This window comes from Claveliimonas bilis, from assembly GCF_030296775.1.
Lineage (GTDB): Bacteria > Bacillota > Clostridia > Lachnospirales > Lachnospiraceae > Claveliimonas > Claveliimonas bilis.
Genome location: NZ_AP027742.1, coordinates 2,466,342 through 2,481,726 on the forward strand (window position 1 = coordinate 2,466,342; position 15,385 = coordinate 2,481,726).

12 protein-coding genes and 1 riboswitch are annotated in these 15,385 nt (G+C 44.9%); of the genes, 3 read left to right on the plus strand and 9 right to left on the minus strand.

Going from position 1 to position 15,385, the window contains the following annotated elements:
* Window positions 1–294: 294 nt before the first annotated feature.
* On the plus strand, window positions 295–1,563 hold the full coding sequence (gene sstT, locus R2J37_RS11985; RefSeq protein WP_316265213.1) for a serine/threonine transporter SstT: 1,269 nt from the start codon (window positions 295–297) through the stop codon (window positions 1,561–1,563).
* A 139-nt stretch (window positions 1,564–1,702) separates the two neighbouring features.
* Here sstT and R2J37_RS11990 read toward each other — a convergent pair whose 3' ends face one another.
* From R2J37_RS11990 to R2J37_RS12010, 5 genes are all read right to left on the minus strand, one after another.
* On the minus strand, window positions 1,703–3,094 hold the full coding sequence (locus R2J37_RS11990; RefSeq protein ID WP_230105466.1) for a glycine--tRNA ligase: 1,392 nt from the start codon (window positions 3,092–3,094) through the stop codon (window positions 1,703–1,705).
* A gap of 86 nt (window positions 3,095–3,180) precedes the next feature.
* The gene (recO, locus tag R2J37_RS11995; RefSeq protein ID WP_230105465.1) at window positions 3,181–3,939 is read right to left on the minus strand and encodes a DNA repair protein RecO; all 759 of its coding nucleotides are present in this window, start codon (window positions 3,937–3,939) and stop codon (window positions 3,181–3,183) included.
* Complete coding sequence (locus R2J37_RS12000) at window positions 3,878–4,066, minus strand: hypothetical protein (protein ID WP_230105464.1); 189 nt, start codon at window positions 4,064–4,066, stop codon at window positions 3,878–3,880. Before R2J37_RS12000 ends, recO begins: the two co-directional genes overlap by 62 nt.
* 54 nt (window positions 4,067–4,120) lie before the next feature.
* Window positions 4,121–5,017: a GTPase Era gene (gene era / locus R2J37_RS12005; RefSeq protein ID WP_316265216.1), complete on the minus strand. Its 897-nt coding sequence runs from the start codon at window positions 5,015–5,017 to the stop codon at window positions 4,121–4,123.
* Window positions 5,018–5,072: 55 nt separating this feature from the next.
* Window positions 5,073–7,994, minus strand: a complete 2,922-nt coding sequence (locus tag R2J37_RS12010; protein WP_316265218.1) for an insulinase family protein — start codon at window positions 7,992–7,994, stop codon at window positions 5,073–5,075.
* A 187-nt stretch (window positions 7,995–8,181) separates the two neighbouring features.
* On the opposite strand from R2J37_RS12010, the gene R2J37_RS12015 reads away from it, so the two are divergent.
* On the plus strand, window positions 8,182–8,709 hold the full coding sequence (locus R2J37_RS12015; protein ID WP_316265219.1) for a GNAT family N-acetyltransferase: 528 nt from the start codon (window positions 8,182–8,184) through the stop codon (window positions 8,707–8,709).
* A gap of 103 nt (window positions 8,710–8,812) precedes the next feature.
* On the opposite strand, the gene R2J37_RS12020 is transcribed toward R2J37_RS12015, so the two are convergent.
* The 3 genes from R2J37_RS12020 to R2J37_RS12030 form a co-directional block, all read right to left on the minus strand.
* On the minus strand, window positions 8,813–9,373 hold the full coding sequence (locus R2J37_RS12020) for a chorismate mutase (protein WP_316265220.1): 561 nt from the start codon (window positions 9,371–9,373) through the stop codon (window positions 8,813–8,815).
* Between the two features lie 55 nt (window positions 9,374–9,428).
* On the minus strand, window positions 9,429–10,691 hold the full coding sequence (locus R2J37_RS12025; RefSeq protein ID WP_316265222.1) for an FAD-dependent oxidoreductase: 1,263 nt from the start codon (window positions 10,689–10,691) through the stop codon (window positions 9,429–9,431).
* A gap of 108 nt (window positions 10,692–10,799) precedes the next feature.
* Window positions 10,800–12,263 (minus strand): SLC13 family permease, encoded by a 1,464-nt coding sequence (locus tag R2J37_RS12030; RefSeq protein WP_316265224.1) that lies wholly within the window; start codon window positions 12,261–12,263, stop codon window positions 10,800–10,802.
* Window positions 12,264–12,418: 155 nt separating this feature from the next.
* On the opposite strand from R2J37_RS12030, the gene R2J37_RS12035 reads away from it, so the two are divergent.
* The gene (locus R2J37_RS12035; RefSeq protein ID WP_316265226.1) at window positions 12,419–13,336 is read left to right on the plus strand and encodes a LysR family transcriptional regulator; all 918 of its coding nucleotides are present in this window, start codon (window positions 12,419–12,421) and stop codon (window positions 13,334–13,336) included.
* A 4-nt stretch (window positions 13,337–13,340) separates the two neighbouring features.
* On the opposite strand, the gene R2J37_RS12040 is transcribed toward R2J37_RS12035, so the two are convergent.
* The gene (locus R2J37_RS12040; protein WP_416387402.1) at window positions 13,341–14,915 is read right to left on the minus strand and encodes a Na+/H+ antiporter NhaC family protein; all 1,575 of its coding nucleotides are present in this window, start codon (window positions 14,913–14,915) and stop codon (window positions 13,341–13,343) included.
* Between the two features lie 234 nt (window positions 14,916–15,149).
* Window positions 15,150–15,321, minus strand: a riboswitch (Lysine riboswitch).
* Between the last annotated feature and the right edge of the window lie 64 nt (window positions 15,322–15,385).

Below are 15,385 nucleotides of genomic sequence, written 5' to 3' on the forward strand. Positions count from 1 at the left end.
CTACCTCCAATTTCCTGTCTCTTGACAGATTTCTTTTTTTATTATATCACTCGCTTGTTTTTCCCACAATTGGCTTTTTACACTTTTTACAGAATTTATCCTACTTTTTTTAATATTTTACTCTTTTTCACAAAAATACTTTGTTAAATTATTATTTATCTAAATTTTCTATGGCATTATTACCAAATTTGTGCGATAATATAATTTATCAGGAAACGGAACCTAACAACAAAATCAATGAGAGAAAGAGAGGAATTGCAGATATAAAATCCGTATATATCTGCAGAAGAAAGTATGAAAAATGCAATCAAAAAATGGAACAGCATCAGTCTTGTAAAACGAATTATTGTAGGACTGATCATTGGTATCATTCTCGGACTTACTATTCCACAGGCATCCGGAATTTCCATCCTCGGTGATCTGTTCGTTGGGGCGCTTCGTGGTGTTGCACCAATCTTGGTATTTTTCCTTGTTATGAGTGCATTATGCCATATGGGCGAAGGACAGAAAACCAACATGAAGGCTATCGTAGTTCTGTATATGCTCGGTAACCTTCTCGCTGCTCTTGTAGCTGTAGTTGCACATTATATCTTCCCGGTTACTCTGACATTTGCAGAGAATACAAATACCGGTGATGTTACACCTCCAAGCGGTGTAGTAGAGGTTCTTACAAATCTTTTAATGAACCTGGTAGACAATCCGGTAAATGCTATCGTAAATGCGAACTACATTGGTATTCTTGCATGGGCAATCATTTTCGGTGTGGCTTTAAAGAAAGCCGGTCCGGGTACTAAAAAAGCTTTAGAAGATATTTCCGATGCCGTATCTGTAGCTGTTCAGTGGGTTATCAGCTGTGCTCCATTCGGTATCATGGGCTTGATCTTCACAACAATTTCCGAGCAGGGTCTGGGCGCTCTTGTAGAGTACGGACGTCTGATCGTTATCCTGGTAGGCAGCATGGCAGTTGTTGCATTTGTTGTTAATCCGCTTGTTACCTTTGTATGTACAAGAAGAAATCCATATCCGCTTGTATTTACATGCTTAAAAGAAAGCTTTATCACTGCATTCTTCACAAGAAGTTCCGCTGCAAATATTCCTGTTAACATGGAACTGTGTAAAAAGCTTAACCTTGACGAGGATACATATTCTATTTCCATTCCTCTGGGAGCAACAGTCAATATGGCGGGAGCAGCTATTACAATCTCCACAATGGCCCTTGCAGCAGCTACAACACTGGATATCCAAGTTTCCTTTGGATCAGCCCTTATTATGTGTGTTCTCGCGGCTGCCAGTGCAGCAGGTGCATCCGGTGTTGCCGGAGGATCATTGCTTCTGATTCCTCTTGCCTGCAGCCTGTTCGGTATTCCGAATGATATTGCAATGCAGGTTGTTGGTGTCGGCTTTATTATCGGCGTTATCCAGGATTCCTGTGAGACAGGTATCAACTCTTCCACAGACGTTCTTTATACAGCGTGTGCAGAGTTCCGCGACAGACGGCTTCATCCTGAAGACTATACAGGAAAACCGGAAGCACGTTTCACAGTGCCAAAAAATAACGCTTAATCTTAAAACTGAATATGAATCATCTGAACCGCGCATAGAGATGCGCGGTTCTTTTTTGTCAGATTTCAAATCACGGATGCGCAAAAACAGCCGGATCCTTTCCTGAACCCGGCTTGTTTGTACCTGTATATTTTTTATTTTACCATTCAAACTTTTCAGCAAAGTAAGCGTCCAGATCTTCGATCTTGATTCTTTCCTGCTCCATGGTGTCTCTGTCACGCACTGTTACTGCTCCGTCTTCTTCAGAATCAAAATCATAAGTAACACAGAAAGGCGTACCGATCTCGTCCTGACGACGATAGCGTTTTCCGATATTTCCACGCTCATCAAATTCACAGTTATATTTCTTGCTAAGCTGTGTATAAACCTTCTCTGCACCCTCGCTTAACTTCTTTGAAAGAGGAAGTACACCGATCTTGATCGGCGCCAGAGCAGGATGGAAGCGAAGGACTGTTCTTGTATCTCCGCCTTCCAGCTCTTCCTCATCATAAGCGCTGCACAGGAAAGCCAGTACCATACGGTCAGCGCCGAGTGACGGTTCAATGACATATGGAATATATTTTTCCTTTGTTTCGTCATCAAAATACGCCATATCCTGTCCGGAAACATTCTGATGCTGTGTCAGGTCAAAGTTTGTTCTGTCTGCGATTCCCCACAGCTCTCCCCATCCGAAGGGGAAAAGGAACTCTACATCAGTTGTCGCTTTACTGTAATGAGACAACTCTTCTTTCTCGTGATCGCGATATCTGACTTCCTCATCCTTTAAGCCGAGAGAATACAGCCAGTCCAGACAATATTTCTTCCAATATGCAAACCACTCCAGATCTGTATCCGGCTTACAGAAAAATTCCAGTTCCATCTGTTCAAATTCTCTTGTACGGAAGGTAAAGTTTCCCGGTGTGATCTCATTTCGGAAGGATTTTCCGATCTGACAAATTCCAAAAGGAATCTTCTTTCTGGATGTACGCTGTACATTTTTAAAGTTTACGAAAATTCCCTGGGCTGTCTCCGGCCTTAAGTACACCGTGCTCTTTGCATCCTCAGTTACACCCTGAAATGTTTTAAACATCAGGTTAAACTCTCTGATCTCTGTAAAATTATGCTTTCCACAGGACGGACAGGGAACATTGTGCTCTTTGATAAACGTTTCCATTTTCTCATGACTCCATCCGTCAATGCTGTCCCCGATTTCCAGATTATTTTCATGTGCATAATCCTCGATCATCTTATCTGCACGGAAACGTTCGTGACATTCCCTGCAGTCCATCAAAGGATCGCTGAAACCTCCCAGATGTCCGGATGCTACCCATGTCTGCGGATTCATCAGGATCGCACAGTCAACGCCTACATTGTAGGGATTTTCCTGCACGAATTTTTTCCACCAGGCCCTCTTTACGTTATTTTTCAGCTCTACGCCCAGGTTCCCGTAATCCCATGTGTTTGCAAGTCCTCCATATATTTCAGACCCCGGATATACAAAACCTCTTGATTTAGCCAACGCTACGATTTTGTCCATTGTCTTTTCAACCATTTTCCTCTACCTTCCCTTCTATACTGGATAATGTCAATATTATAACGTTATATGGGGCAGTTTTCAAGCCTAATCCCCCGTTTTTCCTAGCTTTCGCCCGTAATCTGCTTCAGAATATCCAGAGATTTGAAGTGCCTGTCCACATAGATATCCATATAGCGTTCCATCACCATTCCCAGTTCCTTTAAAACCTCATCCGACACCGTAAATGTATACAGCTTTTCTATACTGGAACTAATAATATACTGGAGCGTATATACAGTAGACGGATTCAGCCGGATACCGTCCGGCACACTTCCCCGGCAGGACTCGCACACAAGTCCTCCTTTCAGTGCACTGAACACCGCCGGCTGATCATTCCTCTGGCACATCACACACTGAAAGACCTGAGGCGCCTCCCCATTGACAGCGATAGCCTTTAATTCAAATATGTACCGGATCAGACGGTCAGGCAGCGTCTTTTTCACAAGTGCCCGGAACGTCTGATACAAAAGCTTCAAAAGCATTGTCTCATCATTGGCCTCGCGGCCGTAATAATTAGCAATGTCCAAAAAATAAAAACCGTAATAGGCCGCTTCTATATCCGCCCTAAGTTCTGCAAAGTAGTTGGAAATATCAGCTGCCACAAGCGTATAAGATGTCCTGCCCTCATATACAGTAAACGTTCCGAAAGAGAAAGGATTCACCGCGCCGGTCAGCGGACTTCCCGGCTTCCTTGCCCCTCTGGCAAAGGCTGAGATCTTTCCTCTCTCTTTCGTCAATATCACAACTCTTTTATCATACTCACCGATAGGAGCTGCCGACAGAATCATCCCCATTACGGTTATCTGATTTGACTGACTCATTTTCCATTCCTGCCGTTTCTCTGGAATACTTGTTTATTGTCTGCCTGCACATTTCCATCCCTTTATAGGTAAGATAATCTTCCACCGTTCCCGATGCCATAAATTTGTTCCAGTAGCTTTCTTCCATTCTATCACCTCATCCTGTGTTGATAAGGTTAGAATCTCCCATGCCGGCTGTCTTTTATTCATCTTCACGGTATCCAAAATTTTTCATCAGAAATTCACTGTCTCTCCAGTCCTTTTTCACCTTTACCCAAAGCTGCAGATTCACCTGACAATCCAGCATTTTTTCAATCTCATACCGGGCTGTACTGCCGATCTTTTTCAACATTTTTCCTTGTTTTCCAATAATTATCCCCTTGTGAGAATCCCTCTCACATATAATAGTCGCATCTATGTGCGTCAGCTTCCGAGTCTTCTGCATTCTCTCAATCGTCACTGCAATTCCATGAGGAATCTCTTCATTGAGACAGTGCAGCGCCTTTTCCCGAATCAATTCCGCAACAATCTGTCTCTCCGGCTGGTCTGTCACCGTGTCTTCATCGTAAAACTGCGGCCCATAAGGAAGATATTTGAAAATCTCTTTCAAAAGTTCCCTCGTATTTTCTCCGCTTCTTGCAGAAACCGGCACGATCTCCGCAAAATCATAGAGATCCTTGTAAGCGGCAATTGAGGCAAATACCTCTTCTCTTTTCACTGAATCCACCTTATTGATGACCAGGATCACAGGAGTTTTTACTCTTTCCAGCTGCTGTGCAATATGCTTTTCGCCGGCGCCGATAAATGTGCTGGGTTCCACAAGCCACAGCACCACATCCACCTCATTCAGCGTACGCTCCGCAATATTGACCATGTATTCTCCCAGCTTGTTTTTGGCCTTGTGGATACCCGGAGTGTCCACGAAAATGATCTGCCCTTCTTCTGTTGTAAGCACTGTCTGGATACGATTTCTCGTTGTCTGCGGTTTATTGGAAGTTATGGCGATCTTCTGGCCGATCAGATAGTTCATCAGCGTGGATTTCCCCACGTTGGGACGGCCGATCAGAGTCGCAAAACCTGATTTAAAATTCTCTGTCATAGATTCTCCTTTGCAATTTGGGACGTAGTAAAGTTTAAAAGTGTTACGTCCCCCGTTAAAATCTTGTCACACAGTCAAACATCTCTTTGTTTTCTTCTATCTTATCTTCTCCGCCGATAACACAGATCTGCTCTGCTGACAGCATAGCCTTCACAACCGCTGCCAGTGCGCGGATATCCTCCTGTTTCGCATCCAGAACTTCTGCCCTTTCTTTTCGGATCATCTCCTCGCTGACATGGTTCATGTACAGATTCATGGAGCGGTCTCCTTTTGCAGCAGGCGTCATAGGCTGATCCAGGTTGCTGATGGTTCCAATGATATATTTATTCATATCCCGGTCGCTGACTGTAAAGTTCTCCAGGTATTCCACCACGCCTTCATAGACATCCATGGTACGGCGAAGATTCGGATCCCGATAAGATACCATATACCCTTCTCCAATGCGGTTAAAATTGCTCATACAGCCGTAAGCTCCGCCTTTTACACGGATATTCTGCCACAGATAATCATAGCTTAATATCACCTTCAGGATCTGCAGCGCTCCGGTGTAAGACGCGCCATGATCGATGAAATTCCCTGTACGGGCCACGTACTGAACCTTGGACGCTGTCTTGAAACCTTCATTCCTCTTCTGACAGTGGATCACGCAGGCTGTCTCTTCTTTTTCTCCTTCCGGCAGTTTTGCCGCCAGCTCTTCCGTCAGCTTTGCAAGGCCTTCCAGACCTTCTCTTTCAGCCGTGTAACTTATCATCATATTATCTGCCCTGAAAATCTGTCCTGCCAGATTTTGAAGTTCCTGGGAAAGAGCTTCCTTTTTCTCTTCAAAATGTTCTTCGATCTCCGCCACTGTCTGATAAAATTCTATTCCGTTTGTCATATCCTTGAGCTTTGCTGACGGGGATGCGTAGGACAGCGCACGAAGAGCCGCCGTTGTATGCCCGGAGGACTGGAACTTCATCATAAGCCGGGATTTCAGCATAGCCAAAATCTCCCGGATCCTTGCCGTATCGTTCAACTTGGACGCCGTCAGGATCTCTCCCATCATGGAAAATGCCACAGGCATCTGACTGTAAAGAGCTTTCGCCTTTATCTCAAATGTAGCCTTAAATTCTTTTTCCCGGATGTGAGTCACATCATTATAGAGTTCCAGAGAAGTTCCGATTCCGCCTGTATGCATGTTGATCTCGTTAAACAGTTCTCCGTACTCATAATTCTCTGTGTCAATAATGCCAAGCACGGACTGCAGGATTCCCACATAAGGCAGCTTCTCTTCAGGTATTCCGGATAGATCAAACATCACCTCTACATAACCAATACCGTTTGTGTCAATATCATGGAACACAGCCGGAATGTTCCCAAGTTTCATTTCCTCATTTCTGATAGGTTCGATTTCCCTGGAAATATCGCTGACTTTAAGAACCGGTATTTTTTGAATATCTTCTTCTTTATCCGGGGCAGACTGATATTCTTCCAGATCCTTTGTGCGCTTTACAAGCGCCTCTTTTTCTTCCTCAGACAGGCTGTCTTTGTAAGCCTGGAGCTTCTGATCCAGTTCCCGGTCCATGCGGGCTGTCCGTCCTTTCTCCGGCTTTACTACCACAACAGCGCCGTGGGTATTGTTAAGAAGATAAGTCTGGATCAGCTCTTCAAAATAGCGGCCTCCCACCTGATTTTTCAAAAATTCAAAAGTGTCCAGAGCTTCAATATGCATAAACGGCTCATTCCCATCATAGAGCCAGCTGTCCATCATCTGAAGACCGTACATAAGCCCTTTCGGGTAACCGCCGAAATCTGCTTCTCTGTACCGGAACTCATGATAGTTGATCCCGGCTTCCAGCGCCTTTTTGTCCATACCGTTTTTCACAATATTCTTCAGCACCGTTTCAATGGTATCTACAAATGCCGTCTTCTGCTCCGGATCCGCGTTCTTTGCGATGACGGAAAAAACAGGCTGGTAAATGCCATTATCATAGGACCCGATAATATCCTTTCCAATGCCTGCATCTGTCAGCGCTTTTTTCAAAGGAGCTCCCGGTGCGGACAAAAGCGCATAATCCAAAATCTGAAACGCCAGATAAAGCTCTTTATCCAGGCTTGTTCCGATGACTTTGTTATAAGAAAGATAGGTATTTTCCTCCTCCGGCTCTTCGCTTGCAATAGAGTAAGGAATTTCCTTTTCCACCATCTCCTCAAAAGGCTTCTGCAGACGGATTTCCGAATCTACATCCGCTGCATCATACCGGCTCAAATACTCCTGATCCAGCCAGTTCAATTTCTCTTCCATATCCATGTCGCCATACAGGTAAATATAGCTGTTGGAAGGATGATAGTAAGTTCTGTGGAAATCAAGGAACTGCTCGTAGGTCAGATCCGGAATAAATTCCGGATCACCGCCGGATTCATTAGCATAAGAGGTATCCGGGAACAGCGTATTTAATACCACCCGGTCCAGCACACCCTCCGGAGAGGAAAAAGCTCCTTTCATCTCATTGTAAACCACACCATTGTAAGAAAGCTTATCCTCTTTGGAATCCAGTTTATAGCTCCATCCTTCCTGGCGGAAAATTTCCTCATGCTGGTATATATTAGGGTACAGTACCGCATCCATGTAGACATGCATTAAATTCTGGAAATCCTTCTCATTGCAGCTTGCCACCGGATATACGGTCTTGTCAGGATAGGTCATTGCATTCAAAAACGTATTCAGAGATCCCTTCACCAGTTCCACAAAGGGATCCTTGGCCGGGAAATTTCTTGATCCGCACAAAACAGAATGTTCCATGATATGGGGCACTCCTGTACTGTCAGAGGGCGGAGTCCTGAAACCGATACTGAATACCTTGTTGTTATCATCATTTTCTACAAGAAGAACTCTTGCTCCGCTCTTTTTATGTTTCAGAAGATATCCTGTGGATTTGATCCCTTTCAGTTCTTCTTTCCGGAGCAGTTCATAAGCTTTGCAATTTTCTGTTTTCATATCCAACTCTCCATTCTTCTATCGTTACTGCCGCCGGTGCCGATGCATGCCGACGCTTCTGTTCAGCATTATATTATAACAGTTTTCCCGTAAATAAGGAAGATAATCTCGTTCAATTTACTCTTTCCCAAAGTTCCTGTTCATATGTTATACTAAATTATAATCATTTTACAAAAGGGGAATTAGTATGATCACATTCAGACATTCTGCAACCGCCGATGTAGATGCAATGGACAAAATAATAAAGGACGCTGTCCGGGGACTTGGAGCCCAAGGTATTCCGCAGTGGCAAAAAGGATATCCCAACCGGGAACTTCTCGTTTCTGATATTGGAAACGGGATCGGATATGTTCTGACAGACCATGACAGAGTAGTGGCTCTGTGCGCCGTCACCTTTGCAGAAGAGCCGGCCTATCTTCATATTTCCAACGGAAGCTGGCTGACAGGAGATAACGCATCTTACGCCACCATTCACCGTATGGCTGTCGATGCCGATCTTCGCGGAAAAGGATACGCTTCCCTGCTGTTTTCTTCTGTAGAAGATCTGGCTGTCCAAAAGGGTATGGAGAGTATCCGCATTGATACCCACGAGCAGAACCTGTCCATGCAAAAGGCGCTGGAAAAATCCGGCTTTATCCGCTGCGGCAATATTACGCTCTGCGGCGGACCGGAAGACGGCGATCCCCGGATCGCCTATGAAAAATTGTGCAGATAGCCACTCTGGAACAGAGTTTCCTGTCTAAACAAAAAAGGAAGGACTTTTAGCTTTCGCCTGGCAAATCCCGGCTGCAGCAAGAAAGTCCTTCCTCATTTTCATCTTATTTTATTCCCACGAGATGGAAGTTTTCCGCTTCCTTTCCAATCTGACAGAGAAGCCTTCTCATCTTCTCCTCTCTTAAATTTCCATCCAGCACTATGCGAATGTTCTGCACACCGTCCGCTGTTTCCAGGGACATAGCGTCAATCTCCACCCCGTTTAATTTTGTCATATTGATATACAGGTTCAGATCACTTGTATCTTTCGGACAGGTAAATGCAATCTCTACCTGGCTGTGAGACGCCGCTTCATCTATGCCTGCCTCCTTCTCGGCACTGCTTAAAACTTTATCCTGCATCCCGGTAAGGATCCCATACTGGTATCTTCTGCTGACGCTCATCAGATGGCGAAGGAACGCCACATACTCATCATAAACCTCTTTATCCACATCTCCTGCCCGCTTCTCAATGATGGACAGCTCTCTTTCCAGCACGAAAACGTCGCCGCCGGTTTTTGCCTTTGCTTCTGCTACTTGTTTTGCGCATTCCATTCTTTTTAAAAACAAAGGCTTCATCTGTGTATCTACTGCATCGATTTCCACGCGAATCTCATCTAATGTCATTTGATCACTCCTATTCTCTTATTGTCTTGTGTTTTCCGTCCTTATCTGCCGGGTTCTAAATGAGAGCTCCCTGTTTTACCAGCTCTTCCCTTATTTTCCTGATGTCCGCTTCTCCCTGCAAAGCCTGCACTGCCGCTACCACGCCGGCACCGTGCCCGGTTGCAAAGCAGGTTCCCATCACACGGACCGCCGCAAAGGCAGCCTCGTCCGCCGAGATCATTCTTCCCGCCCCATAGAGGTTTTCCACAGACTCACACTGAAGCGCGCCAAGAGGAATGTCAAACCAGCTTCCTTCTTTTACATCTATATAGGTTGCCATTTTGTCGGCGCTTTTATGGATTTCCGGCTTCCATCCGCCTCTTGCCACGCCGTCTTCACATTTCTTTCTGGAAAGCACATCGTCTGCTGTCAGCACTTTACGCCCTTTGATCCTGCGGGTCTCCCGAAATCCGATAGAAGGCCCGATCACAGACAATTCACTGTTTTCCATTCCCGGAAGATATTTTTTCAACGCTTTCACATAGGAAAGTACCTGCTTTCTTGTCTCCTGCTCCATAGCGGTCATTTCCCGGCAGTCTAATGACTTTGGCATTACGCTTGGCAGGAGAACTGCCACCTGATCTGATCCCTCCCTTTTCAGGATAAATCCTTTTTCTTTGGAAAGATTCGGAATCCCTTCTTCTTTTGCCTTGATCACTGCTTTTTCCACGGCAGCCGGAGACAGATCACAGGAGGTGTCCACGCCGCTTAACCGGAACGGCAATGTCGCCGCCTGGACGGTGCCATCCTCTCCTCCCCAGATGGTCTCAGCTCCTGCCAGATGAGCCAGCGCCGCATCTCCCGTGGCATCCACAAATGTTTTTGCCTGAATGGAAAATGTCCCTTCATCATCCGTACATTCCAGCGCAGTCATCTGTCCGTTCTGCATCTTCACTCCAGTTACTCTTGTGTGAAGAAGACAGGTTACTCCTGCCTTTTCCAGTACATTATCCATTGCACATTTCAGATATTCAGGATGAAAATTAATATTTTTGTTTCCTGTTGCCGAAACAATATAGTTGATCGAAGAGGGATCCAGTTCTTCCATTTCTTTTAAGATCATCTCTCCAACTCCTGCTACCGCCTTAACCGGATCTCCCCCGCAGGTATAAAATCCGCAGAAAGCCGCCACGCCAGAGTGAGTAGCCTCCCCACCCGGATAGGGACTGCGCTCAATAAGAACTGTCTTTGCCCCTGCCAAAGCCGCACCTACCGCTGCTGCAGTTCCGGCTGTTCCGGCCCCTGCCACAGCTACATCAAACTGATACTCTCGTTTCACTGATCTGTTCTCCTTTTCTTCTTAATTTACAGATATTTTATTTCCTGTTCAAAACAGCGGCAAAGCGGATTTTCACCCCTTATGCCGCTGTCAGATACATTCAGCTTATTATGAAATAAACAGTGATCCCAGAGGATATGCGATAAAGCTTAATACAAGAATGCCTGCTATCGCAAACAGTCCTCCCCAGATAAACATGGATTTTGTATCGGTCCATCCTGAACCGATGGCAACTGTATTTACTGTACTTTGTCCTGCCGGAGTCATATTGCAGATTGCTGCCGCAAATCCTACCATGCATACTACAACTCCCACATTGACACTTCCTTCCGGAAGAGCTGTAAGAACAGATAAAGCCACTGCGCTTACCACTGTTGTCGTAACAATGTTGGATGAGAAGTTTGTCTCAACAACCGCCCATGTCATGAAGAACAGGATCAGTCCGATCACCGGGAGATTTCCTGTCAGCGGTTCCAGCGCTCCTGTCAGCCATGCGCTGATTCCCACATCTTCGTTTGTCAGGCAGGAACCAAGCTGTGTCGCTGCCGCTGTCATCAGCACGCTTCCCCAGAGTACGCCTTTGCTTGCAGTTTCTCTGAAGTTCATAATGCTCTCGCCGTCTACGCGGATGACAAACAGAAGGATACATCCAAGAAGCGGAGGCATTGCGGTAGACCAGCCGTTTACTGTTTCATAGAACTGGGGCCATACGCCTTTTACAAGACTTGGAGCAACCCACAGAAGCACGGTAAGAAGCATAACACCAAGGATTACCTTCTCCTTGAAATCTGCTGCAGGCACCGTTCCTCTAAGGCTCATTGCCTTGTCCGGCTTGATGGTGTCTGCGTCATCCGGACGGTAAATAAATTTAAAGATTAAAATTAAAATAACAATCAGGATAATTCCTGTTGGGATTCCCATTGCCATATACTGGAACTGATTCACGTCATTTCCAGTGGCTGATGTGTAATATCCGATCGCCATAGTCGGCCATACATGTCCGATTGCAGTCATACCGGAAGAAAGGCTGATACAGAATGCAGTTCCCATCATGAGCACATTCGCAACCTTGCTTCCCTTTTTCAGTTCAAGCACCTGGAAAATATCTTCCAGGAACGGCATAAATGCTACAAACAATACAGATGGAGAAATGAACAGCCCCATAAAAGTAACTGCTGCAAGCAGGAAGCAGATAAAATACCATGGTCCCTTTCTTGCAATTCTGTTAGTAATAAAGTAAATAGTACAGCGTCGTACAAAATTGGTCTTAGAAAGCGGATATACCAGCATAAAGGTAAATAAAAGAAAGGCAACTGTCGTATTTCCGAATGCCCCTGCAAAAGTTCCTGAAAATCCGAAAATCGGAATCAAACCTAAAGCCAGAAGCGTGATCATACTCGGCCAGTCAATGGAAATGCCGATCCACATGATCAGTGATCCAAAAAATACGCCAAGCACCGCCCATGCGTCGCTGGACAACCCGGCCATCTTTGGCATAAACCGTGAACCTATGATGACAACAAGCGCCAGGACTAAGAAAATGTTTGCTTTTGTGTTCTTTTTTGTCTGCATATCAATTCTCCTCTCATTCCTTTTACGCTTTATTTCTTTGAAGCGTTAAAACATTACATTATTAATATAGTACCGTTATTGCCATTTGTAAACTATTGATATATTATAGTATCGATAGGATTTTCCTATATCATATATGAAAGGAGAACTGCCTTATGCAGCTTCAGCAAATGCGTTATGTTCTTGCAGCAGCAGAGAAAAACAGCTTTTCTGCCGCTGCCAAAAGCCTTTTTATCTCCCAGCCCTCCCTCTCCCAGCAGATCGGCAATCTGGAAAAGGAACTTGGGATTCCGCTTTTTATCCGCCATTCCAAATCTGTTACTTTGACAGATGCCGGCGAACAATTTGTCATTCAGGCACAGCGTATCCTTAATCGGGTAGATCAGCTGTCTGATACCATGAAAAAATACAGTCTGCAGCAAAGTGGCACTCTTCGCATCGGCATGCTTTGGATCGCCGGATATCTGGGTCTATCCAGCGTGATTACAGACTATCATAAACGCTACCCCCATATCACCTATCACCTTAAAGTAGAAGGAAGCAATACGCTTCTGAAAATGCTCTCATCCAGAGAAATTGATGCGGCTTTTGTCATTAGCACAGACAATATCCTGGCAGAAGAAGATTTATACTACCAACAATTGATGGATGACCGATACATGGTCATTTTATCTGCCCAAAATCCTCTCTCTTCCAAATCCTCCCTGACAATACAGGATCTGAAGGAGGAAAAGATCATTATGCCCGCCAAAGCTTCCGCATTCCGCCAAAATATGGAACAGCTTTTTGCGCAAAATAATATATCGCCCAATGTTTTATGCGAGACAAGCCAGTCTGATCTTGTCATGCAGCTTGCTTCACAGGGACTTGCCGTAGGATTTGCTTCCCGCTCCATTGCCCGGAAACTGCAAAATCCTGCATGCCGCATCCTGCCGCTTAAGCCCCGCATTTCCCGCCCCATTTACTATGTAACATTAAAGGAGCTTCTGGACTATCCGCCCATCCGCTCCTTTACCTCGTTTGTAGAAAGCTATCCTCTTTTTACAAATGCACATACTGCCGATAAAAAATAAAGCATTATTCTGCCTCTTTTCCGTATATTTTCCTGATCACCAGAAGTACTGCAACCATCAGCACGATTCCTGCCGGAAGCGCGATCCATGCTGTCTGCACGAACCCTGCGATAATATATACGACAAAAGAAACCGCTGCAACTGTAATTGCATAAGGAAGCTGTGTCGTTACATGGTTCACATGGTTGCACTGTGCGCCTGCCGATGACATGATCGTTGTATCCGAAATCGGAGAACAATGATCACCGCACACTGCTCCAGCCATACATGCAGAAATGGAAATGATCATCATTGTCTCATTCTGCCCCTGGAATACAGAAACAACGATCGGAATCAGGATACCGAATGTTCCCCAGGATGTACCTGTGGCAAAAGCAAGTCCGCACCCTACCAGGAAGATGATAGCCGGAAGGAAATTCATAAATCCGGAAGCGCTGGATTTCACAAGCTCAGATACGAACACATCCGCTCCCAGACTGTCTGTCATTGCCTTCAGAGTCCATGCAAAAGTTAAGATCAGAATAGCCGGCACCATTGCTTTGAATCCTTCCGGAATACACGCCATACACTCATTAAATTTGATGAGCCTTCTCGCTACATAAAAGATAATTGTAATAACAAAGGCAAAAAAGCTTCCAAGTACCAGTCCGACAGAAGCGTCACTCTGTGAGAAAGACGTAACAAAATCTGTTCCGGAAAAGAATCCGCCTGTGTATATCATACCGATAATACAGAATACGATCAGCAAAATGATAGGAAGTACCAGATCAATAACCTTCCCTTTTCCCTCCACGATCTCTTTCTCTGCATCTGCATAAGGCCTGTCAGGCGTTGTATAAATATCTCCTCTGATAGCATTATCCTCATGCAAACGCATTGGGCCGTAATCCAGCTTCAGAAGAACAAGGCTAAACATCATAACAATGGTAAGCAGAGCATAAAAGTTATAGGGAATCGCACGAATAAAAATAGAAAATCCGTCTTCCCCCTCTACAAATCCTGTTACCGCTGCCGCCCAGGAAGAAATCGGCGCGATAATACACACCGGAGCTGCAGTAGCATCAATCAGATAAGACAGTTTTGCTCTTGATATTTTATGCTTATCTGTCACGGGACGCATCACACTTCCCACTGTCAGACAATTAAAATAGTCATCAATAAAAATCAAAATTCCCAGAAGAATTGTTGCACACTGTGCTCCCGCTCTGGATTTAATGTGCTTTTGAGCCCACTGTCCAAAGGCTGCCGAACCGCCAACTTTATTCATCATACATACCATAATTCCCAGGATAACCAGGAACACAATAATTCCCACATTATAACTGTCTGACAGAACAGATATAATGCCTCCCTGGAATACATGAGTTACAGTTCCTTCAAACGCAAACCCGGAGTAAAATACTCCTCCGATCAAAATACCAATAAACAGGGAACTGTAAACCTCCTTTGTGATCAACGCCAGTACAATTGCCACAAGGGGCGGGATCAGCGACCAGAAAGTCGCGTACATAGCCGGCACATATTCCTCTGCTTCCTCCGCTGCAAATGCCAGCATAGGGCAACATGCCACAAGCAGCATTACTGTGGAGATCAGCCACAGGATTTTTCTCTTTGTCTCTCTCATAAAAATTTCCTCTCTCTCTTTTTGTAAAACAGATTTCCACTTCACGTGTATGCCTATTCCGCGAAGCGTTTTATCTAACAGGGAACAAAGTTTCCTATTAAATGAAAAAGCTATGAATAACGCTGTCTTGAGCGCATCCATAGCATAAACTGCCCTTCTTCGGACTTCTTATGTATATCAATTTCATTCAATAATGATAGCGCTCCACAGGTTGTGACAGTCCGCAGCATATTCTGCATACGGCCCAGGAAATCTGTCCGGGAAAACAAGATCTCCTTCGGCAATGTTCCCTTTCCACACAGTATGCATACCCGTGCTTCTATTCTGTGGTACTATTGAACACTGCACCTCTATCAGGTCTGATTATTCATACAATAAAGTTGTATCACCTTTGCCGGATAAAGTCAATAGAAAAAAGCGAACGC

What these genes read in the sequence shown, in the direction of transcription:
- R2J37_RS12010 (WP_316265218.1), bottom strand. Translation starts at nt 7,994, where the DNA reads ATGAAAACAGAAAATTGCAAAGCTTATGAACTGCTCCGGAAAGAAGAA.
- R2J37_RS11990 (WP_230105466.1), bottom strand. Translation starts at nt 3,094, where the DNA reads ATGGTTGAAAAGACAATGGACAAAATCGTAGCGTTGGCTAAATCAAGA.
- R2J37_RS12015 (WP_316265219.1), top strand. Translation starts at nt 8,182, where the DNA reads ATGATCACATTCAGACATTCTGCAACCGCCGATGTAGATGCAATGGAC.
- R2J37_RS12030 (WP_316265224.1), bottom strand. Translation starts at nt 12,263, where the DNA reads ATGCAGACAAAAAAGAACACAAAAGCAAACATTTTCTTAGTCCTGGCG.
- recO (WP_230105465.1), bottom strand. Translation starts at nt 3,939, where the DNA reads ATGAGTCAGTCAAATCAGATAACCGTAATGGGGATGATTCTGTCGGCA.
- era (WP_316265216.1), bottom strand. Translation starts at nt 5,017, where the DNA reads ATGACAGAGAATTTTAAATCAGGTTTTGCGACTCTGATCGGCCGTCCC.
- R2J37_RS12020 (WP_316265220.1), bottom strand. Translation starts at nt 9,373, where the DNA reads ATGACATTAGATGAGATTCGCGTGGAAATCGATGCAGTAGATACACAG.
- R2J37_RS12040 (WP_416387402.1), bottom strand. Translation starts at nt 14,915, where the DNA reads ATGCTGCTTGTGGCATGTTGCCCTATGCTGGCATTTGCAGCGGAGGAA.
- R2J37_RS12000 (WP_230105464.1), bottom strand. Translation starts at nt 4,066, where the DNA reads ATGGAAGAAAGCTACTGGAACAAATTTATGGCATCGGGAACGGTGGAA.
- R2J37_RS12035 (WP_316265226.1), top strand. Translation starts at nt 12,419, where the DNA reads ATGCAGCTTCAGCAAATGCGTTATGTTCTTGCAGCAGCAGAGAAAAAC.
- sstT (WP_316265213.1), top strand. Translation starts at nt 295, where the DNA reads ATGAAAAATGCAATCAAAAAATGGAACAGCATCAGTCTTGTAAAACGA.